This window comes from Methylovorus menthalis, from assembly GCF_020523625.1.
GTDB lineage: Bacteria > Pseudomonadota > Gammaproteobacteria > Burkholderiales > Methylophilaceae > Methylovorus > Methylovorus menthalis.
Genome location: NZ_JAJAQH010000004.1, coordinates 1 through 20,873 on the forward strand (window position 1 = coordinate 1; position 20,873 = coordinate 20,873).

The 20,873-nt window shown below is 53.2% G+C and carries 17 protein-coding genes and 1 rRNA gene; 7 read left to right on the forward strand and 11 right to left on the reverse strand.

All coding sequences use genetic code 11. The annotated features are described in order from the left end of the window. Position 1: 1 nt before the first annotated feature. Positions 2–115 (forward strand): 5S ribosomal RNA (gene rrf, locus LG204_RS04290). Between the two features lie 94 nt (positions 116–209). Here rrf and glgX read toward each other — a convergent pair. After that, positions 210–2,264, reverse strand: coding sequence for a glycogen debranching protein GlgX (glgX, locus tag LG204_RS04295; RefSeq protein ID WP_230336117.1), 2,055 nt, complete (start codon positions 2,262–2,264; stop codon positions 210–212). 352 nt (positions 2,265–2,616) lie between these two features. Next, positions 2,617–3,438 (reverse strand): ParA family protein, encoded by an 822-nt coding sequence (locus LG204_RS04300; protein WP_230336118.1) that lies wholly within the window; start codon positions 3,436–3,438, stop codon positions 2,617–2,619. Positions 3,439–3,580: 142 nt separating this feature from the next. On the opposite strand from LG204_RS04300, the gene msrA reads away from it, so the two are divergent. Then, positions 3,581–4,123, forward strand: coding sequence for a peptide-methionine (S)-S-oxide reductase MsrA (gene msrA, locus LG204_RS04305; protein ID WP_230336119.1), 543 nt, complete (start codon positions 3,581–3,583; stop codon positions 4,121–4,123). Positions 4,124–4,149: 26 nt separating this feature from the next. On the opposite strand, the gene corA is transcribed toward msrA, so the two are convergent. After that, a complete protein-coding gene (gene corA / locus LG204_RS04310; protein ID WP_230336120.1) occupies positions 4,150–5,229 on the reverse strand; it encodes a magnesium/cobalt transporter CorA in 1,080 nt (359 codons plus the stop codon). Continuing rightward, entirely contained in the window at positions 5,229–6,161 is a 933-nt protein-coding gene (gene cysK / locus LG204_RS04315) for a cysteine synthase A (RefSeq protein WP_230336121.1), read from the reverse strand. Before cysK ends, corA begins: the two co-directional genes overlap by 1 nt. Positions 6,162–6,359: 198 nt before the next feature. On the opposite strand from cysK, the gene LG204_RS04320 reads away from it, so the two are divergent. Continuing rightward, positions 6,360–8,375, forward strand: a complete 2,016-nt coding sequence (locus LG204_RS04320; protein WP_230336122.1) for a type IV pilus assembly protein FimV — start codon at positions 6,360–6,362, stop codon at positions 8,373–8,375. Between the two features lie 81 nt (positions 8,376–8,456). Here LG204_RS04320 and LG204_RS04325 read toward each other — a convergent pair whose 3' ends face one another. Together LG204_RS04325 and LG204_RS04330 are read right to left on the reverse strand one after the other, a co-directional pair. After that, the gene (locus LG204_RS04325) at positions 8,457–9,047 is read right to left on the reverse strand and encodes a flavin reductase family protein (protein ID WP_230336123.1); all 591 of its coding nucleotides are present in this window, start codon (positions 9,045–9,047) and stop codon (positions 8,457–8,459) included. Positions 9,048–9,065: 18 nt separating this feature from the next. Then, positions 9,066–10,832 (reverse strand): glutamine--tRNA ligase/YqeY domain fusion protein, encoded by a 1,767-nt coding sequence (locus LG204_RS04330; protein WP_230336124.1) that lies wholly within the window; start codon positions 10,830–10,832, stop codon positions 9,066–9,068. A gap of 87 nt (positions 10,833–10,919) precedes the next feature. Here LG204_RS04330 and LG204_RS04335 point away from each other — a divergent pair, with 87 nt between their 5' ends. The 4 genes from LG204_RS04335 to LG204_RS04350 are packed head-to-tail and all read left to right on the forward strand — an operon-like array spanning position 10,920 to position 13,742. Then, positions 10,920–11,900 (forward strand): biotin--[acetyl-CoA-carboxylase] ligase, encoded by a 981-nt coding sequence (locus tag LG204_RS04335; RefSeq protein WP_230336125.1) that lies wholly within the window; start codon positions 10,920–10,922, stop codon positions 11,898–11,900. After that, a complete protein-coding gene (locus tag LG204_RS04340; protein ID WP_230336126.1) occupies positions 11,897–12,664 on the forward strand; it encodes a type III pantothenate kinase in 768 nt (255 codons plus the stop codon). The genes LG204_RS04335 and LG204_RS04340 overlap by 4 nt, the downstream gene beginning before the upstream one ends. Then, positions 12,661–13,311 (forward strand): SPOR domain-containing protein, encoded by a 651-nt coding sequence (locus tag LG204_RS04345; protein WP_230336127.1) that lies wholly within the window; start codon positions 12,661–12,663, stop codon positions 13,309–13,311. The genes LG204_RS04340 and LG204_RS04345 overlap by 4 nt, the downstream gene beginning before the upstream one ends. Positions 13,312–13,319: 8 nt before the next feature. Continuing rightward, the gene (locus LG204_RS04350; RefSeq protein WP_230336128.1) at positions 13,320–13,742 is read left to right on the forward strand and encodes a molecular chaperone DnaK; all 423 of its coding nucleotides are present in this window, start codon (positions 13,320–13,322) and stop codon (positions 13,740–13,742) included. Between the two features lie 46 nt (positions 13,743–13,788). On the opposite strand, the gene LG204_RS04355 is transcribed toward LG204_RS04350, so the two are convergent. The 5 genes from LG204_RS04355 to aceE form a co-directional block, all read right to left on the reverse strand. Beyond that, on the reverse strand, positions 13,789–14,295 hold the full coding sequence (locus LG204_RS04355; protein ID WP_230336129.1) for a hypothetical protein: 507 nt from the start codon (positions 14,293–14,295) through the stop codon (positions 13,789–13,791). Positions 14,296–14,424: 129 nt separating this feature from the next. Continuing rightward, positions 14,425–14,919 carry a hypothetical protein gene (locus tag LG204_RS04360; protein WP_230336130.1) on the reverse strand — a complete coding sequence of 165 codons (495 nt, stop codon included), beginning with the start codon at positions 14,917–14,919 and terminating at the stop codon, positions 14,425–14,427. A gap of 93 nt (positions 14,920–15,012) precedes the next feature. After that, on the reverse strand, positions 15,013–16,779 hold the full coding sequence (gene lpdA, locus LG204_RS04365) for a dihydrolipoyl dehydrogenase (RefSeq protein ID WP_230336131.1): 1,767 nt from the start codon (positions 16,777–16,779) through the stop codon (positions 15,013–15,015). Between the two features lie 9 nt (positions 16,780–16,788). Beyond that, entirely contained in the window at positions 16,789–18,114 is a 1,326-nt protein-coding gene (aceF, locus tag LG204_RS04370) for a dihydrolipoyllysine-residue acetyltransferase (RefSeq protein WP_230336132.1), read from the reverse strand. 19 nt (positions 18,115–18,133) lie between these two features. Next, positions 18,134–20,788, reverse strand: coding sequence for a pyruvate dehydrogenase (acetyl-transferring), homodimeric type (gene aceE, locus LG204_RS04375; protein ID WP_230336133.1), 2,655 nt, complete (start codon positions 20,786–20,788; stop codon positions 18,134–18,136). Positions 20,789–20,873 lie beyond the last annotated feature (85 nt).

A 20,873-nucleotide genomic window follows, 5' to 3' on the forward strand; every position in this document is an offset into this window, starting at 1 on the left:
GCTTGGCGGCCATAGCGAATTGGAACCACCCCTTCCCATCTCGAACAGGGCCGTGAAACGATTCTGCGCCAATGATAGTATACTTCTCGTATGCGAAAGTAGGTCACCGCCAAGCTTCTCATAAAAAAAGCCTCTGCTCTTGCAGAGGCTTTTTGCTTTTATATTCCCCGTAGTTGTCTATTTTGGCTTATCTCCGATTTCTAAAAACGTTAGGTCGTTGCGGTTTTATATACATATATCGAACGGGCAGGTATTTGTAATTTCTCTTGCTGTTTTACGTCTTGCCCTTCACCGGTTGAACTCACAAGGAACTGCCATTGCTTGATTTCACAGTCGGGGATGGTGGCCTCAATTTCTATATGGGCTGCATTGAAAATAACGAGAATGCTGGCTTGATGTTTGTCTACAGCCATTAGCTTAACCATGAGCGACTTGTTGAATGGATCCTCCCATTGCTCATTGGACATTAGCTGGCCATTGACGTTGTACCAAGCTACATCGGTATTACCGTGCTTGTTCATTCCGGTAAGAAATTCCGCTCTGGATATAGCATTATTCTCGCGGCGTATCTGTGCAAGTAATCCAACAAGCTCTATCAATGTTTTGTCCGGATTTTGCCAGTCTACCCATCCGATCTGGCTATCCTGACAATAGGTATTGTTATTACCGCCTTGGCTATTATGTAGTTCATCCCCCGCCAACAACATGGGAACGCCTTGCGAAAGAAATAGAGTGATGAGAAAATTTTTCTTTTGTTGTGAGCGCAATGCATTAATATCCGGATCGTCCGTCTCACCTTCTGCGCCGCAGTTCCAGCTTCTATTGTCATTAGCGCCGTCGTTATTGTCTTCCCCATTGGCTTCGTTGTGCTTTTCGTTATAGGAAACAAGGTCATGCAGGGTAAATCCGTCATGTGCCGTCACGAAATTTACACTGGACCACGGACGCCGGTGTTGCGCATCAAACAGATCGCTTGATGCGGCAAATCTGCCCGCAAATTTTGCCAGACAGCCTTCATCTCCTTTCCAGAAGTCACGGGTTACATCACGGTAGTCGCCATTCCACTCCGAAAACCCAGGGGGGAATTCACCCAGTTGATAGCCTCCAGGTCCCACGTCCCAAGGTTCTGCGATGAGCTTGCAGCGGGACAGCACGGGATCTTGCAAAATCGTGTGGAAAAAAGGATGGCGAGCGGTAAAGCCAGAATCCTCTCGTCCCAAGGTTAAGGCAAGATCAAAGCGAAAACCATCCACCCCATAAACCGTAGTCCACGTGCGCAGGCTATCCATCACCATTTGCAGCACTTTGGGATGTGAGGTATTCAATGCATTACCACAGCCTGTGAGGTTATCGTAATAACGCGGTTCGCCCGGCAACGTACGGTAATAACTTAAATTGTCTATACCCTTCCAGGATAGGGTGGGGCCCAGATGATTCCCTTCGCATGTATGGTTGTATACAACGTCCAGAATCAGCTCGATACCTGCTTCATGGAGGTTATCAACTGTGTTGGCAATTTCTTCGAGATCACCGCTATGCAGATAATTTGCCTCGGGTGCAAAGAAAGCCAGGGTGTTATAACCCCAATAGTTTCGGAGGTTGCGTTCGATAAGATGTCTATCCTGAGCAAACGCATGAATGGGCAGTAACTCCAACGAGGTGATGCCTATGCGATGCATGTGATCGATCAGTGCGGGGTCTGATAGTGCCGCAAAGCTTCCGCGAATATCATCCGGTATTAATGGATGTTTCATTGTGAGACCCTTTACATGTGCCTCATATACAATCGTTTTTGGCCACTTGACCTGAGGCTTGCCAGATTTTGTCAGGGGTGCTGGATCAACCACGATGGCTTGGGGCATAAAAGGAGCACTGTCGCGATCATCCATGCGCAAGTCGGCATCTTTGGATGGACTGAGTTGATAGCCATATAGTGCGTCATCCCACTGGATATCGCCGGAAAGCTTACGTGCGTAAGGGTCAAGCAGTAATTTGTTGCTATTGAAACGTTGCCCCTGCATGGGATCCCACGGGCCGTGAACACGGTAACCATACAACTGACCCGGTTTGATATCCGGGATATAAACATACCAAACACCATTAGTACATTCAGTAAGGTCTATGCGCTCAACTTCTTTTCCATCTATCGAAAAAAGACATAACGTCACCCCAGTGGCGTTATCAGAAAAAATGGCAAAGTTGGTACCGCGGCCGTCGTAAGTGGCGCCCCGGGGGAAGGGGGATCCTTCTTTTAATGTGCGCATACTATCCTCAGAACAAAAGTTAAAGGCAATTGTTCAATTGGAACGTACTATTTTCATAAAGTTTATGTGGAATTTATCCGATAAGCATCAGTACAATTCAGCGTGATATGTTGTAAACGCTTGAGTTGCTTCTCTAGGGGCCTTATATTGATGAATAAGAGTACAAGAGAAAAAGCAATGTAATGACAAAATATGTATATCGGATACGCAGCAAAAATGGTGTAGTGATAGATAATTTGCAAATATATGGCCGAGATGAAGACGATGCCCGGCAAAAATTACAAAAAATGTATATGCATTGTGAAATCCTGGATTGCAGAGCTTTATCGAGTGTTAAAGCCGTGACGTCCAATTATGAAGATATACTCGATTTCTTGATTAAATCCACCTGAGCAGTATCATCAATTTCTCCAGCTAGCTCAATATTGTTCAGCTCTTGAAGTAGGGCTATGTAATCGTGTGCGCCTTTTGCCTGGTTGTTATAACGAAAAATATCCTGTTTGGACTGAGGGCTTTCGGCAACCGCCACATTTTCCGAAATTACTGTTTGAAACAGCTCATGACCGAAATATTGCCGGGCTAGTTTTTCGACCTCGAATGTCATGCTTCTGCGCCTATCGTAGCATGTCATTAAGTAACGTCGGGGGACTCTACGCTTAAGTACGATTTCGAGTGCCTTGAGCGTTTTTTCTACTTTCTGAGCACTTTGCAAGGACAAAAAGTCCGAAGAAATCGGCACAATCATCAAATCTGCTGCAAAAACTGCATTTAAGGAAAGTACACCCAGATAGGGGCAGCAATCCAATAAAATACTATCAGCACTGATCTTTTTTTCCAGAGAATCCAGTCCCAATCGAAGGCGGTTAAGGATGCTTGGCCCCTTACCGAAAATGCTGTCGACTTTCGCGAGTTCGCGGTGGGCTGGAATCAACAAGCCCGTATCGTTCCAGGCCACCATGAGCTCATCAAGCGGCGTATTGTTCTGGTAAAAACCAAACAAGCTGCGTTGCGAACCAGGAAGGGCTTCACTCAGGATCTCCGTCAGGTGACATTGGGGATCCATGTCTATCAATAACGGGGATTGCTTCTGACTGAGCATGGCACCTGCGAGATTAAGTACGGAGGTTGTTTTCCCTACGCCTCCTTTTTGATTGAATATCGCAATTCGACGCATGTAGTTCCTTTAAGGCATACAAAAGCTGAATCTAAAACCGGATCTTCTTATGAAACAGAACTATCATACGATCAAGCCCACTAATTCGATAGTGATGCATATCAGGGTTTTCTTACGTTCGCGATAATTAACAGGATGCGCCATGGTTAAAGAATTGGATGTAGCAGTATTGGCAGGCGGTTGTTTCTGGTGCCTGGAGCCTGTGTTCTCACAACTGGATGGCGTTGAGAAAGTTGTCTCTGGCTATACGGGTGGGCATACATCGCAACCGGATTATAAACAGGTGTGTCGCGGTGACACGGGGCATGCAGAAGCTATCCGCATCAGTTTCGACCCTGCCCGCCTCAGTTTTTATGAGCTGTTGGAGATATTCTTCTTGTCGCACGACCCTACGACTCCCAATCGGCAGGGCAATGACATCGGAACCCAATATAGATCGGCTATTTTTTGCCAGAATGCCACTCAGCGTTCCACCGCGGAGCAAATGATCGCCGAGCTGAATCAGTTGCATGTGTTTGCATCGCCTATCGTGACCGAAGTGAATGATGCTGCCGTATTTTATGCGGCGGAAGATTACCACCAGCAATACTATGAGCAACATCAGGAGCAGCCCTATTGCATGCTGGTTGCGGCCCCAAAGGTAGCCAAAATTCGTGCCAAATTCCCCGAAAAGATCCGCAACTGATTAAGCATCCCCCGGGTGGTGAATGCTTAATGTCGACTCAGCCATTGGCGACGCCAGAATAAAAGTCCCATGGATGAAGCGACCACGGCCATGACGGACAAGGTCCACCAAAATCCATTCGGGTTTTTAAGCCACGGCATGCTGTCAAAGTTCATGCCGAAAATCCCGGTGATCAAGGTGGCCGGCATAAACAGCATGGTAACGACAGTCAGTGCCCTGACTTCCATATTGACCCGGTTGCTGATGCTCGACATGTAAATATCCAGCATGCTGCCCAGCTGGTCACGTATTGCTTCCAGCGATTCGATCAAGTGGATGGTGTGGTCATACACATCGCGCAGGAAGACAACATTCTCTACTGCAAAAAACTTATCGTCATTCCGCACCAGCTGGTTAACCGCTTCGCGCAATGGCCAGATGCTTCGGCGTAGTTCCATACTCTGCCCTTTGAGCTTATGCAGCTGGAGCAAATGTTGATTGCTGGGAGCATGCAATAATTGTTCTTCCAGTTCTTCGCATTCATCGCCCAGCTTTTCCAAGGTGCTGAAATACTGATCTACGGCGGCATCCAGCAAGGCATACGCGAGGTAATCTGTCCCGGCCTCACGGATGTGTACACGACCATTACGCAGGCGCTCGCGTACCGGCTCAAAGCAGCCAGTGGGGCGTTCCTGAAAGGTTAATACGTAGTCGCGCCCGAGGATGATGCTGATTTGTTCGGATTGCAGCTGGTCAGATACCGAGTCATAGGCCACATGGTGCAATACGATATAGAGATAATCGCCATAACTTTCCACTTTGGGACGCTGATTGGTGTTGAGAATATCCTCCATCACCAGCGGATGTAGTCCGAAACACTTACCCAATTCGGCAATCAGGCTGGTTTCGTGCAAACCATAGACATTCAGCCATAACTTGCATGAGGGCGGCCGCTGGTAATTCGCGAGCTCGGCTTGGGTAAGCTGCTTTTCATGCAGGCTCTCCGGTCCATATTCCAAAATATGGATGGCGGGTTGCTGTGTTTTTATGTCCCCGATATAAACCAGGGTGCCGGGCGCTGCCCCCGCTTTTTTCAGGCGGGATTTGCGGTGTTTTTTACTGGCCATTACACATCCAGATGGCTATAAAGCGGCGTCGACAAGTAGCGTTCGCCGAAGGAGGGAATAATGACCACGATCAGCTTACCTTTGTTTTCGGGGCGAGCGGCCAATTGCAGGGCCGCCCAGACGGCGGCACCGGAAGAAATGCCAACAAGCAGGCCTTCTTCCGTGGCCATGCGGCGGGCAATGTTCATGGCATCATCGTTTTTAACGCGGACGACTTCATCGTAAATCGCCGTATTCAAAATCTCGGGAATAAACCCTGCCCCTATGCCTTGAATCGGATGCGGCCCGCGAGCACCCCCGGATAATACCGGGCTGGCATCGGGTTCTACAGCAACGACCTGGACAGCTGGATTGCGTGCTTTCAGCACTTCGCCCACGCCGGTAATCGTGCCACCGGTGCCGACGCCCGAAACAAAAATATCCACTTTGCCATCGGTATCGCGCCAGATTTCTTCGGCAGTGGTGCTGCGGTGTATGGCCGGATTGGCGGGATTGGAAAATTGCTGGGCAATCACATAACGTGAGTCGGCAGCAGCCAGCTCTTCTGCCTTACGTATGGCACCAGGCATGCCCTCGCTGCCCGGGGTAAGGATCAGTTCTGCGCCGTATGCCTTCAGTAGTAACTTACGCTCGCGGCTCATGGTTTCCGGCATCACAAACGCACAGCGCAATCCGCGCGCGGCACAGACCATGGCGAGACCGATGCCCGTGTTGCCGCTGGTTGGCTCCAGCACGATGCTTTCTGCGGTGAGTTTGCCTGCTGCCTGCAAGGCATCAATCATGGCCACCGCAATACGGTCTTTCACGCTATGGGCTGGATTCATGTACTCCAGTTTGCAGACAATGGTGGCACCCAAATTGGCGCTGATGCGATTGAGCCTGACCAGTGGGGTGTTTCCCACCAACTCAGCGGTATTGTTGGCAATGTTCATGCTGACTGCTCTCCAAAAATGTGCGATTTAATAAGGCAAAGTACATCGCCACTATTTTATCTGCGCGAATGCTTGAGTAGGCGCATAAATTGCATCTGCCTAGCAGATTATTCAGTCTGGTCAAACAAGCATTGCCATTTACAGTCACCTTGGAAAGGGTTACTGTACCGAACATTAGGGATGTACTTATAAAAACAGATGCAACATGATGAAATTACTACCATTATTAAAAAATTCAATGATGCCAATATGCCTTCTATAAATTCCCTCGCGCGCAAGTCTGGATATAAAGCGATTTCGCTGACACTTCTACTGGTGTTAGTGCCTGTACTTGCATATGGTGCAGGTCTGGGGCGTATTAACGTCAAATCGGCGTTAGGGGAACCGCTTAATGCTGACATTGAGTTACTGGAAACATCAGCAAATGAAGCCGCAACCCTTGTTGCGCGTATCGGCACTAATGATGAATATCTGACAGCGGGGCTGCAGGATGCCATCGTGCCGCCTGGGGTTCGTGTGACCAGCGTTACGCGCCCAGATGGTAGGCACGTGCTGCATGTCGCTACACCAAGAGCGGTCAATGAACCCTTTCTTGAACTGCTTATCAAGGTGGACTCGGACAATTTGCATTTGGTTCGGCAATACACTGTGTTGCTCGACCCCCCCGTCAGCAAAATGGCGGATGAGCCCGTGGCAGTCAATACTATTCCCGAGTTGAAAAGTCAGGGCTTGGTTGCCGATGTGCCTCCACCGCTTCCGGTAAAACCCCAAGGCCGTAAAGTGCGGTCAGGCAGTAACGGTTTCCCCGCCGCTGCACCGTCCAAAACACCTGTCCCTGTCTCCGGGGATACTTACCTGACACAGCCGGGGGATGTTTTTGGCAAGGTGGCTCAACAGTATCAGCCTGCTGGCGTGGCGTTAAAAAAAGTGATGGCCGCTTTCTATGCAGCCAACCCCGAGGCCTTTCGTGATGGCGACATCAACCAGCTCAAGTCTGGCCAGGTGCTCAAGGTTCCCAGCCCGGATGCGTTGGGGGGGGAACTGCCAAACAAGGCGCAGCCTGCCATCGTCGAAGTTCCTCCGCCTGCGCCGACAAAATCTGCTGATGCCCCACCTAACCCAGAGTTTGTTTTAAAAATATCACCAGGCGATACGTCCGAGGCTGGTGATAAAGATAGCCAAAACGGTGAGCCCTTCGCTGATGCAAAAGCCGCAGGGGATAGCTCCAGCACACAAGCCACACCAACTCCCGAACCTGTTGCCGCGGCACCGGCAGCAATCCCGCCTGTAACGCCGGCTCCTGCGCCTTCACTGGCAACTTTAGCCAATCAGGATCAGCCTGGTTTTTTAGATACCTTGCTTGACCGTTTGCTATGGATAGGCTTGGGCTTATTATTGGGATTAGCCTCACTAGGCCTAGTCTATTACCTGCATATGCGCCGATTGACGGCCATGCAGAAGTGGCATGAAAGCATGGTGGAAACTACCAGTCGTCCTCATCCGAATGATGTTGAGCCTAAAGTGGTTAACAGACAGGCTGCCTCGCCTGTCGAGGCTCCCCCAGCAGCAAGCGTTGCCCCGGTGATCGCCGTGGCCGCGTTGAGGGGCAGGCAAGATGCTCCCGCCCCGGTTGCCGCTGCGCAGTCAAACGCTGCGCAGGAGGCCGACTTTGACATTCACGAGGTAGACCCTATCGTCGAGGCGGAAATTTATATTTCTTATGGTCGTGACGAGCAAGCCGAAAACATTTTGCTGAATGCGCTGGAAAAAACCCCCGATCGCCATGAACTGACGCTTTGTCTATTGAAAATATATGCGGAACGTGAGGACACGATCGCGTTTGACAATCTTGCCTTGCGCTTGCAACACGCTGCCGAGAATGAGGAGCCGGGCACCTTGGAGCAATGGCATGCCGCTGCCGTGATGGGCCATGGTTTATCCCCCCATAACCCACTTTATATGATTGAGGGTCTGACTGATCAGGAGCCTGCTCCCGAGCTTGAAGAGGATACCCTCATGCTGCCTGAGTTGGAGTCAATTGTGGAGGAGCATCCAGTTCTTCCGGAGTTTGAGCCGCTAAAGCCACTGGCGGAAACCAATATTCTGGAATTCACGTTTGAGAAGATTCCGGCGGCGGAAGATGCAGATAACAAGACCGGGCGTGATGGAGAGCAGGAGATTCATGATGCTTTACTTCCGGCAGAGAAAAAATAGTGCATATTCGTCCCAATAGGAAAGTAGCGCCCATAAAAAAACCGACTTAATTGTCGGCTTTTTTATGCACACTTGCTGTGCTTATTCTTGATGCGCCTGAATGCTATCGCCCGGCGTGAAGAAAAATCCCCCGGCGACATGATGCAGGGTTTTCAGATCGTCATGACCATCAAAATGCCAGCGACCATCCGAAAAAACACGTTCATCCGCCCATGCAGCGACGACTTCAGCGAGATATAGATCATAAGCCTCCTGAATGTGCGGCTCAGAAATCAGCTGGCACTCAAGCCAGGCGATGCAGCCTGCAATTAATGGCACATGGACCTTGCTGGCGGGGAATGTTGCCAGATCAAATGCCGCAAACTTGGTGGATTGTTCTTTCCCCAGCAACTCGCGTCCGGAGCTGGAGCCGACCTTCATGACCATCTCGGTCTGAGCGGCGCATGGCACATTAATGGCAAAGTTGCCGCTCGCCATTATGAGTTCGCGCGTGTAGGTATTCTTGTCGATCACAATGGCCACTTTGGGCGGCTTGAAGTCCAGCGGCATGTTCCAGGCCGCTGCCATCACATTGCATTGATCACCATGGGCAGAGGTTACCAGCACGGTAGGGCCGTGGTTCAGCAGTCGATATGCTTTGTCCAGACTTACCGCTACTGCCTTGTTTTCCATGGAAATCAATCTGCGTGTTTACTTTTGCCAGGCGTCGCGCAATGTCACGGTTCGATTGAATACTGGCTTGCCTGCAACCGAGTCTTTTTTGTCAGCAACAAAATAACCGTGTCGTTCAAACTGGAAGGTGTCTTCCGGCTTGGCATCCTTCAGGGCGGGTTCGAGTTGCGCCGTGATTACGGTAAGCGAGTTTGCGTTGATGTCATCCAGATAGTTGCGGTCGCCGCTGCCGGGATGCGCGTCCTTGAACAGGCGATCATACAGGCGCACCTCAGCCGCATAGGCATGCGCAGCGGATACCCAGTGGATGTTGCCTTTGACCTTGATGCTATCAGCACCTGGCGTGCCAGATTTGGTGTCTGGCAGGTAATCGCAATGCACGACAGTCACATGGCCATCGGCGTTTTTTTCAAAGCCGGTACATTTGATCACATAGCCATAACGCAGGCGCACGGTATTGTCCGGGAACAAGCGGAAATATCCCTTGCTGGGGACTTCCATGAAGTCTTCGCGCTCAATCCACAGTTCGCGCGACAGTGGTACCGTGCGCTTGCCGAGTTCTGGCTTTTGCGGATGGTTGGGCGCAAAGCAGTCTTCCGACTGACCTTCCGGGTAGTTGTCGATGACCAGCTTGATCGGGTCCAGCACGGCGATACGGCGTTCGGCAGATTCATTCAGCGTCTCGCGCATGCAGTCTTCAAGGATGGTGTACTCAATCCACGAATCGGCTTTGGATACGCCGATGCGGTCGGCAAACAGGCGGAACCCTTCCGGGGTATAGCCGCGACGGCGTGCGCCCGCCAGGGTTGGTAGGCGAGGGTCATCCCAGCCACTCACATGGCCGCCCTCTACCAGTTCAATCAGCTTGCGCTTGGACAGCACCACATAGGTGAGATTGAGCCGTGAGAATTCGTATTGTTTGGGTAACGGGTGCGCCAGCAGGCCCCCCTCCGCCAGTTTTTCCAATACCCAGTCGTAAAACGGGCGCTGGTCTTCAAACTCCAGCGTGCAGATGGAGTGGGTAATGCCTTCCAAGGCATCTTCCAGCGGGTGGGCGTAGGTATACATCGGGTAGATGCACCAGGTGTCGCCTGTGTTGTGGTGGGTCGCACGTTTAATGCGGTAAATCGCCGGGTCTCGCAGATTGATATTGGGCGAGGCCATGTCGATCTTGGCGCGCAATACCATGCTGCCATCCGGATGTTTGCCATCGCGCATCTCGCGGAAAAGGGCGAGGTTTTCGTCTGCCGGGCGGTCACGCCAGGGCGAGTTTTTGCCCGCTTCGGTCAGTGTGCCGCGGTTGGTGCGCATTTCTTCGGCGGATTGCTGGTCCACATAGGCATTGCCTGAAGTGATCAGATATTCGGCCGCGCGGTACATAAAGTCGAAATAATTGCTGGCGTAATACAGATGGGAGTGGCCAAACGCCTCCCAGCCGAAGCCCAGCCAGTGCACCGAATCCTTGATGGAGTCGACGTATTCCTGTTCTTCTTTTTCCGGGTTGGTGTCATCAAAACGCATGTGGCATACGCCCTGATAATCTCGCGCCAGGCCAAAGTTCAGGCAAATGCTTTTTGCATGGCCAATATGTAGGTAACCATTGGGCTCAGGTGGGAAGCGCGTGCGGATCTTGGCCGGATCGGGCTGGCCAGTGGCCTGCGTGCTTGCGTCGCCGGGCTCGCCGCACCATTGGCGGCTGGCATAGGTGCCTTGCTCGATGTCGCGTTCAACGATATGGCGAATGAAATTGGAGGCAGGTGCTACTGGGGTTTTATCGGCTGACATGGAATCTGACTAAAATAGGATTGCCGATATTTTACACCCAGCCGCCTGCTGAGTGGACACTCGTGCCTATGCTAATATAGCCCTGACATGACAAACCCGCTTACATTCCCCATTCTGCACCGCCTGGCGGATGGGGGCTTCCATTCTGGCGAGGCACTGGCTGCCCATTTCAAAGTAAGCCGATCCACCGTATGGAATGCCATCAAACATGCAGAAACCCTGGGCGTGGAAATTTTCTCGGTTCGTGGCAAAGGCTATCGTCTCTCTCAGCCACTCAATTTATTGCGGGCCGACAAGATTTCGGCCGCGCTGGGGCCTGCTTCTATTCCCGTGCAATTGTTTGTGCACGACCAACTTGATTCCACCAATCGCTGGTTGATGCAGCAGGCAGCGAACGGCGCTGCCCACCTCAGCTGTGCAGTGACCAGTCACCAGACGCATGGACGTGGCCGACGTGGTCGAGTATGGCAATCCGCGCTGGGCAATAGCCTTACCTTTTCTTTGCTGTGGCGATTTGAATCAGGGGCTGCCGCATTATCCGGCCTGAGTCTGGCGGTTGGCCTGGCGCTTGGGCAGGCATTTGCCGAGATGGGCGTGCCCGTCGCGCTCAAGTGGCCGAATGATGTGCTGGTGGAGTACCGGAAACTTGCCGGTATTCTGATTGAGTTGCAAGGTGACATGGAAGGCCCGAGTGCTGCCGTGATTGGAGTCGGGATCAATTTGCGTTTGCCGCAGCGCATGCTGGCTCAGATTGACCAGGCAGCGATAGACCTGCAAAGCCTGAAAGCCGAACCGGTGGATGCCAACGTGGTGCTGGGGGTTGTGCTGAAACACATGCTGCAGGTGATTACCCGATTCGAACAAGAGGGGTTTGCCGCGCTGGTGGCAGATTGGCAAGCCATGCACGTTTACCATCAGCAGGCCGTTCGTTTGCTGATGCCCGACGCCACTGAACGCCATGGTGTAGTCGCTGGCGTCGCGGAGGATGGAAGTTTGCTGGTGACGACTGAGGCTGGCGAACAGCGTTTTACCTCCGGCGAAATCAGTTTGCGAAAGGCCATGGCATGATATTGGCGATTGATGCTGGCAATACCCGTTGCAAATGGGCCTTGTTTGATCCCAAGGCAAGCATGGTGGCAGACGGTAATTGGGTAAACGAAGAGTTGGCAGATCAGGCCTTGCCCACATGCTGGCATGAGGCAAAGCGCATCGTCGTCTCAAATGTGGCTGGTATGGCGGCAAGCCGACCCTTACTGGGCTTGTTTCAGCAGATGCAGGCGCCGGTGCACTGGGCCCATGCATCGCATGCGGCAGCCGGGGTGATTAATGGCTACCAGCCGCCAGAGGCATTGGGTAGCGATCGCTGGGCAGCATTGATTGCGGCCTGGCAACACTACCAGGCCTCCTGTCTGGTAGTGAGTGCAGGAACAGCCCTGACGGTGGATATGTTGAGTCGCAACCAGCAGCCAGCAGGCGAATTTGTGGGAGGGACCATCAGCCCTGGGTTTCGACTGATGCATCAAGCGCTTTTACAAAACACCGAAGGCATCCGTACGTTGCCGGGGATGAGAAGTTCGGCGCCGACGAATACGGGAGATGCCTTGTATACTGGTATATCGCATGCAATGGCAGGTAGCGTATTGTTGCAATGGCAGCAGATGAAGACGATGCCGGGCAAGGGTGCCGACACAACTATTCCATGCGTGCTGACTGGCGGCGATGCGGAATTGTTGAGACAGGCCTTGCTGCATGCCCAGCCCGATTTGCCTGTAATAATAGATGCCTCGCTGGTATTGCGGGGCTTGTTCTATCTGGAAAGAGAATGTTTATGAAGTGGCTGGTTTCTGCGCTGGTAGTCATCAATGTATTGATATGGGCCTATTTTGCAACCCAATCTCCCTATGATGGATTGCCTGCAACTGCCGAACAGTCGATTTCTCCCGAGCGTATCAAGCTCTATACGGCAGAAGAAGCGGCCAAGTTGCCGAAAAAAGCGGCGGTGACGACGGATCCCGTTACTAACGCATGCTACGAATGGGGCGGATTTAATACTAATACGGTTGCAACTGCGCGTGCTGCATTGCTGAAGTTGTCGATATCTCCTCAGGAGCGTGAGGATGTGGTGAGCGATACTATCCGCTATTGGGTTTATATTCCCCCATTCAAATCATTGCAGGCCGCCCAGACAAAAATCCAGGAGCTACAGGCGCTGGGTGTTGCCGAAAGTGCAGTAATGCAAGATCCATTGTGGAGAAACGCAATTTCACTAGGGGTGTTTACAGATGAACAGCTCGCCAATCGCCTGCTTACTGATTTGCGGAACCGCGGAGTGCGTTCTGCAATCAAGGGAATGAGGCATGCTGAAAAAGGGCTCACCACACTGTTGCTCGGGCCATTATCTCCCGAGGTCGTGACGGAAGTCGAAAAGCTCAAACCGGAGTTTGCCGGGTCTGAATTCAAGCAGGTTAATTGCCAATAGGAGGTAGTATGGGGTTATTCAACACAGTACTGAAGTCCATCGCGAAGAAAGCCGCGCTCGCTGCATTGGTCGTGGTGGGGAAGCAGGTTCTCACCAAGGCCATCGGGAGCGCTATTGATAAACGCAAAGCCGAAGATGCTGGCGTTAGTGAGGAAGTAAAAGCGCCCTCACAGACCACGCCTACAACATCTGAATCGACGGTAAAAGCCAAACCAGTACGCAAATCACGCGCCAAAGCCAAGCCAGCTGCAACTGCTGATGACACGCCCGCCAAAAAACCAGCTGCCAGCCGCAGTAAGCCCAAGGATGCCAGCGCCGTGACGACAACGACTCGGAAACCACGGGCACCGAGAAAACCTAAGAGTGTGGAAAGCCAAGCGGTAGAGCCAAGCTCTGTGACTGTGCCAACAGAAGACACGTCCAGCCAGTAGGCAATGTTAACCCTCGCCTAGGACAGGCGAGGGTATGACTTCTTTATTACTTCACTTCTGCACTTGCTTGCGGGTTAGCAACGGCGACCTCGGTAGGCGCAGTGCCAGTGCTCTTGCCTGCCAGAGGTTGGTTTTCTACTTCATCCTTGCGGTCATAAACCAGATGCTGGCCCATGACAACCCTGATCCATGCTGGATAGCTATAAGCCGTGCCTTTGTTATGGTCAATAATGGCACCAATGCCTCCGCCCAGGAGGATATTGCCATACATCCCCCCGTTGGCGCGTGAGATCACCGTGCCATCACCCGTAGGCTTGTCTTCCAACTCGCAATGTACTTCCAGATTCTCTCCAGAGCGATGCACGCTGACGCTACCCGGTGTGTAGGTGGTCCATGTACCCCTGTCATTTTTGGCCGAGCAACGTACCCCTTTCATGGGTTGATTGTCAGCAGTGAATGTTTCAATCTGGACGTTCTGATTGGCGTCTTTGGTGATCGTTGCGCAACCGTTAAGTGCTGCTGAAAATGCTAACAAACCTGTGAGCAAAAACATGTTTTTTTTCATTATTGTGATTATCCCTAAAAATAGAAAAGCCGCGTTTTTGCGGCGCTCTATTTTGCCATGACTCCTATTCAACAGAGCATGCAGCTATCACTGACGAGAGTGTTTTTTTGGGGTTATTTAGGGATGGAGGGGAGTGTTGCTTGCGGTGGTTAGAGGTATTGCATCCGAAGATTCATTGCCAAGAGTTTTTTTCGTCTCGTATAAGCGCGGCTGATCATCTCCCATGACAACGCGCATGGTAATCGGGTAGTTATAGCCATAGCCAGTGGCGTGATCGATAAGCGCCCCAATGGCGCCACCTGGCATGATCAAATTGCCTCGTGTTGCATCATTGGCATGTGAGGTTGAGGTGAAATGTCCGGCCTCATTGTCACCACGCTCCCGTTCACAAAGAATCTTTAGGTCGCCGCTGGAGCGATGTATCTGCAGACGTCCGGGGGCATAGCCAACCCAGGTTCCTACATCATTCTTGGCAACACAGCGTGCCTGTACTGGCTGGTTATCCTTGGTGTAGGCCTCCAGCATCACAGTCTGCATGCCATCCTGTGTTAGCGTGGCACAGCCATTGAGGCTGGACAGCAGGATAATGACCAAGCATGTTGCTGTGCGCATAACGTATTCCTTGTGCCAGGATGGAAAAATCGGACAAAAAAATAGCTGAGGAAAGCCTCAGCTATTTTTACGGCACAAATCGCAAAAACTTGATTAGCGTTTTTTCGGCGGCAACATATCCGTGATCGTGCCTTCCTTCAGTTCCGCTGCAAAGCAGATGGTTTCGGACAGTGTAGGGTGGGCATGGATGGTGAGACCCAGATCATGCGCGTCGGCTCCCATCTCGATGGCGAGCACGGCTTCTGCCAGCAATTCACCGGCATTCACACCGACGATACCAGCACCAATGACGCGGTGGGTTTCCTTGTCGAAAATCAGCTTGGTCGTGCCTTCGGTGCGAGCAATAGACAATGCACGGCCGCTGGCGGCCCACGGGAAGGAGGCCTTTTCGATCTCAATGCCTTTGGCCTTGGCTTCGGTTTCGGTCATGCCTGCCCATGCGACCTCAGGGTCGGTGTAGGCAACGGATGGAATGACCAATGCCTGGAACTCGACCTTGTGACCGGCAATGACTTCGGCGGCGACTTTGGCTTCGTGCGTGGCTTTGTGCGCCAGCATCGGTTGTCCCACGATATCGCCGATGGCGAAGATGTGGGGCACATTGGTGCGCATCTGCTTGTCCACCGCGATAAAGCCACGATCATCCACCGCGACACCGGCATTCTCGGCGCCAATATTCTTGCCATTGGGACGGCGGCCAATCGAAACCAGTACGCGGTCATAGACCTGGGCTTCTTTCGGTGCATTTTCGCCTTCAAAGCTGACATGAATGCCGTCTTTTTTTGCATCAATCTTGGCAACCTTGGTTGACAGCATGATGCTTTCAAAGCGTTTTTCCATGCGCTTTTGCAATGGACGGACCAGGTCGCGGTCGCAACCGGTGATGAGGCCATCCATGAATTCGACCACGCTGACCTTGCTGCCCAATGCGTCGTATACGGTGCCCATTTCAAGGCCGATAATCCCGCCGCCAATGACCAGCAGACGCTTGGGGATATCCGCCAGCGCGAGAGCGCCAGTGGAGTCCATAATGCGTTCATCATCGGGGGCGCCGGGGAATTTGGTAGCTTGCGAACCAGCCGCGATAATCGCGTTCTGGAAGCCGACAGTCGTGACCTTGCCATCTGCCGCTGTGACAGCGATCTGATGTGAGCTGGTGAATTTGCCCACGCCTTGCACTACCGTTACGCCACGTTGCTTGGCCATGGCGGCTAGGCCGCCAGTCAGCTTGCCGACAACATCGTTGGCTTTCCAGTTGCGCAACGTGTCGAGATCTACCTTGGGGGCACTGAAGCTCACGCCATGATGGCTGGTTTCTTCGGCTTCGGTAATGACTTTGGCGGTATGCAGCAAGGCCTTGGATGGGATGCAGCCCACATTCAGGCAAACACCACCCAGGGTAGAGTAGCGCTCGATCAGCACTACCTTCTTGCCCAGATCAGCGGCGCGGAAGGCAGCGGTATAGCCGCCAGGGCCAGAGCCCAGTACGACGACTTCCGTATCGATATCATTATTGCCACTGGGCTCAGCGGCCACAGGAGCGGGCGCTGGTGCAGGAGTAGCTGCCGGAGCCGTAACTGGTGCCGGGGCGCTGGCTGCAGCAGGTGCCGCCTCAGCAGCCGAGGCTTCCACCAGTAAAATCAGCGTGCCCTTGGCCACTTTGTCACCGACCTTGATTTTGACCTCTTTGACGGTGCCAGCGTGGGAGGATGGAATGTCCATGGAGGCCTTGTCGGACTCCAGGGTTACCAGTGCATCTTCCTTGGCGATGACATCGCCAACTTTTACCAATACTTCAATGACATCGACGCTATCGAAATTGCCGATGTCCGGGACGAAAACTTCTGTTAACTGACTCATGAAAACCCTTTACAGCAAGAGACGGCGAACGTCGGACAGCATCATGCGCAGGTGGCTGGTAAAGCGCGCACCATCGGCGCCATCGATCACGCGGTGGTCGTAAGACAACGACAACGGCAGGATCAGACGCGGCTCGAAGCCCTTGGTCTTGGGGTCATACACCGGCTGGAAGCTTGAACGTGACACACCCAGGATCGCCACTTCAGGGCAATTGATGATAGGCGTGAACGCCGTGCCACCGATGCCACCCAAGCTGGAAATCGTGAAGCAACCACCCTGCATTTCCTCGATCTTGAGTTTGCGTTCGCGCGCCTTGGCCGACAGGTCGGCCAGATCACGGGCAATATCCAGCACATCTTTCTGGTTCACATCACGGATGACCGGCACGACCAGGCCATCTGGCGTGTCGCAAGCAAAACCGATGTGGTAATACTGCTTGAGGATCAACTCGTCACCCGCGGGAGAGAGCGACGAGTTGAAATTGGGGTAAGTGCGCAGGGCGTTGACCACGGCTTTCATCAGGAAAGCCAGCATGGTCAGCTTGACGCCGCGCTTGGCAGCCTCATCCTGCATGGACTTGCGGAAGTCTTCCAGATCGGTGATGTCGGCTTCGTCGAATTGTGTGACGTGAGGCGCGGTCACCCAGTTGCGATGCAGGTTGGCACCTGACAGCTTCTTGATGCGGGACATCGGCTTTTGCTCGGTGTTGCCGAACTGGCTGAAATCAATCACAGGCGCCTGTGAAACGGCAATGCCACCGGCGGCACCACTGCTTTGCGGCTTGGCCAGCTGAGCTTTCACATAAGCTTGCACGTCGCTTTGCAAGATGCGGTTTTTCGGGCCGCTGCCGCTGACCAGCGAGAGGTTGACGCCGAGCTCGCGCGCAAACTTGCGGATGGATGGGCTGGCATGTGCCAGTTTGCCAGGCGCTGCCGCTGTGCTGGCGGCGACCGGATTTGGCGTGGCTTGCGGCTGGATCACCTTGGGTGGTTCAGCCACTGGACGGGTAGGTGCAGGCACGGCTTGCTCCTGTACCGAGGTTACTACGGGTGGTGCAGTGGGAGCTGGCGCAGGCTTGGCTGCAGTAGCCTGCTCTTCTGCGGCATCCAGCGTCAGGATCAATGTGCCCTGGGCTGCCTTGTCACCTACCTTGATGCTGACTTCCTTGACTACCCCGCCAAATGGCGCGGGAATGTCCATGGATGCCTTGTCGGATTCCAGGGTCACCAGCGAGTCATCCTTGGCGACGGTGTCGCCAGCTTTGACCAGCACTTCGATGACATCTACGCTATCAAAATTGCCGATATCGGGGACGAGTACTTCCTTGATTGCCATTTTCTAATCGTCTCCTGAATTAAAGAGTCACCGGGTTTGGGCGGGTGATATCGATGTTGTATTTCTTGATCGCTTCAGCGGCCTTGGCTGCAGGCAGTTTGCCTTCGTCAGCCAGCGCCTTGAGGGCGGCCAGCACAACGTAGTAGCGGTCTACTTCGAAGAAGCTGCGCAAGGCTTCACGCGAATCCGAACGGCCGAAACCATCGGTACCCAGCACGACATAGCGTTGCGGGATGAAGTTGCGGATCTGGTCAGCAAACGAACGCATGTAGTCAGTGGAGGCAATGACCGGACCTTCGGCCTTGGACAGTTGTTGTGCCAAATAGCTTTGCTTTTGTTTCTTTTCCGGATTCAGCAGATTCCAGCGCTCGACATCCAGGCCTTCGCGACGCAGCTCGGTAAAGCTGGTCACGCTCCAGACATCGGCGGATACGCCCCAGTCTTTTTCCAGCAATTCGCCAGCGGCAATCACTTCGCGCAGAATCACGCCGCTGCCCATGAGTTGCACCTTGGGGCCTTTGGCTTTGGATTTGCTGAAGTTGTAGATGCCCTTGAGTATGCCTTCTTCAGAACCTTTGGGCATGGCCGGATGGCTGTAGTTTTCGTTCATGAGGGTGATGTAGTAGTACACATCTTCCTGATTTTGCACCATGCGGCGCAGGCCTTCCTGAATGATCACGGCCAGCTCGTAAGCAAAGGTCGGATCATAGGAAATGCAATTCGGCACGGTGGCAGACATCAGGTGGCTGTGGCCATCTTCGTGTTGCAGGCCTTCGCCATTCAGCGTGGTGCGGCCAGCGGTTGCGCCCAGCAGGAAGCCACGTGTACGGCTGTCGCCAGCGGCCCAAGCCAGGTCGCCAATACGCTGGAAACCGAACATGGAGTAGAAGATGTAGAACGGGATCATCTGCACGCCGGTCACGCTGTAGGAGGTACCCGCCGCAATCCAGGACGAGAATGAACCGGCTTCGTTAATACCTTCTTCCAGAATCTGGCCGTCCTTGGATTCCTTGTAGAACATGACCTGGTCAGCATCCTGGGGCTCATACAGCTGGCCCAGGTGGGAGTAGATGCCGAGCTGGCGGAACATGCCTTCCATACCAAAGGTACGGGCTTCATCCGGCACGATAGGGACCACGAATTTGCCCAGTTGCTTGTCGCGCACCAGCGTGGAGAGAATGCGAACAAAGGCCATGGTGGTCGAGATTTCGCGCTCGCCGGTAGCACCTAGCATGTTCTCAAAGGCGGAAAGCTCGGGCACGGTCAGTTCGTTGCCCTTGCGGCGACGTGATGGCACAAAACCGCCCATGGCTTCGCGACGCTGCTTCATGTATTGCATTTCAGGGCTGTCATCCGCAGGCTTGTAGAAGGACAGGTTTTCTACCTGTTCGTCTGTCAGCGGCAGATCAAAACGATCACGGAACGCCTTCAGCGAGGCAATATCCATGCTCTTTTGCTGGTGGGTCGTGTTATGACCTTCGCCAGCTTCGCCCATGCCGTAGCCCTTGACCGTCTTGGCCAGGATCACGGTAGGTTGACCCTTGTGGTTGACTGCCGAGTGGTAGGCCGCGTACACCTTGTGTGGATCGTGGCCGCCGCGGTTGAGACGCCAGATATCCTCATCGGACATGGCGGCCACCATTTCCTTCAGCTCAGGATACTTGCCAAAGAAATGTTCGCGGGTATAGGCGCCACCCTTGGCCTTGAAGTTCTGGTATTCGCCGTCCACGGCTTCTTCCATGCGCTTCTTGAGCAGGCCGTCCTTGTCCATGGCAAGCAATGGATCCCAGTAGGAACCCCAGATCACCTTGAGTACATTCCAGCCGGAACCACGGAAATCGGATTCCAGTTCCTGGATGATCTTGCCATTGCCGCGTACCGGGCCATCCAGGCGTTGCAGATTACAGTTGATGACGAAAATCAGGTTGTCCAGCTTTTCGCGGGCGGCCAGTGAAATCGCACCCAGCGATTCCGGCTCATCCATTTCGCCGTCGCCGCAGAATACCCAGACCTTGCGATCGGAGGTATCGGCAATGCCGCGGTCATGCAGGTATTTCAGGAAGCGTGCGGTATAGATGCCTTGTAATGGCCCCAGGCCCATGGACACCGTGGGGAATTGCCAGAAATCAGGCATCAACCATGGGTGTGGGTAGGATGACAGGCCGTTGCCGCCGGTCTCCATACGGAAATTGGATAATTGTTCTTCATCGATGCGGCCTTCAAGGAAGGCGCGGGCATACACCCCGGGGGAAGAGTGACCCTGAAACAGCACCAGGTCGCCACCGAAGTTATCGGAAGCGGCGCGGAAAAAATGGTTGAACCCGGTGTCATACAGGGTGGCAGCAGACTGGAAGCTGGCAATGTGGCCGCCGACGCCAGGGGATTTTTCATTGGCGCGCAATACCGTCATGATCGCGTTCCAGCGCACCAGTGCGCGGATCTTGCGTTCCATGGCGGTGTCACCCGGGTGCTTGGGCTGCAGGTGCGATGGAATGGTGTTAACGTAGGCCGTGGTGGCATTGTACGGAAGGTATGCGCCTGAGCGTCTTGCTTTGTCTACCAGGGTTTCGAGCAAAAAGTGCGCGCGTTCTGATCCCTCGTTCTCAAGTACCGCATCGATGGCTTCCAGCCACTCGTGGGTTTCTTGAGGGTCAATATCGGGGGTTAATGCCATGTGAGAAGTCTCCGGGAAACTTTTGTCTATGCTGTAGGTATAATCAGCCAAGGACTTATTGTTGTGCTTGAACTGAAGCTTGAGT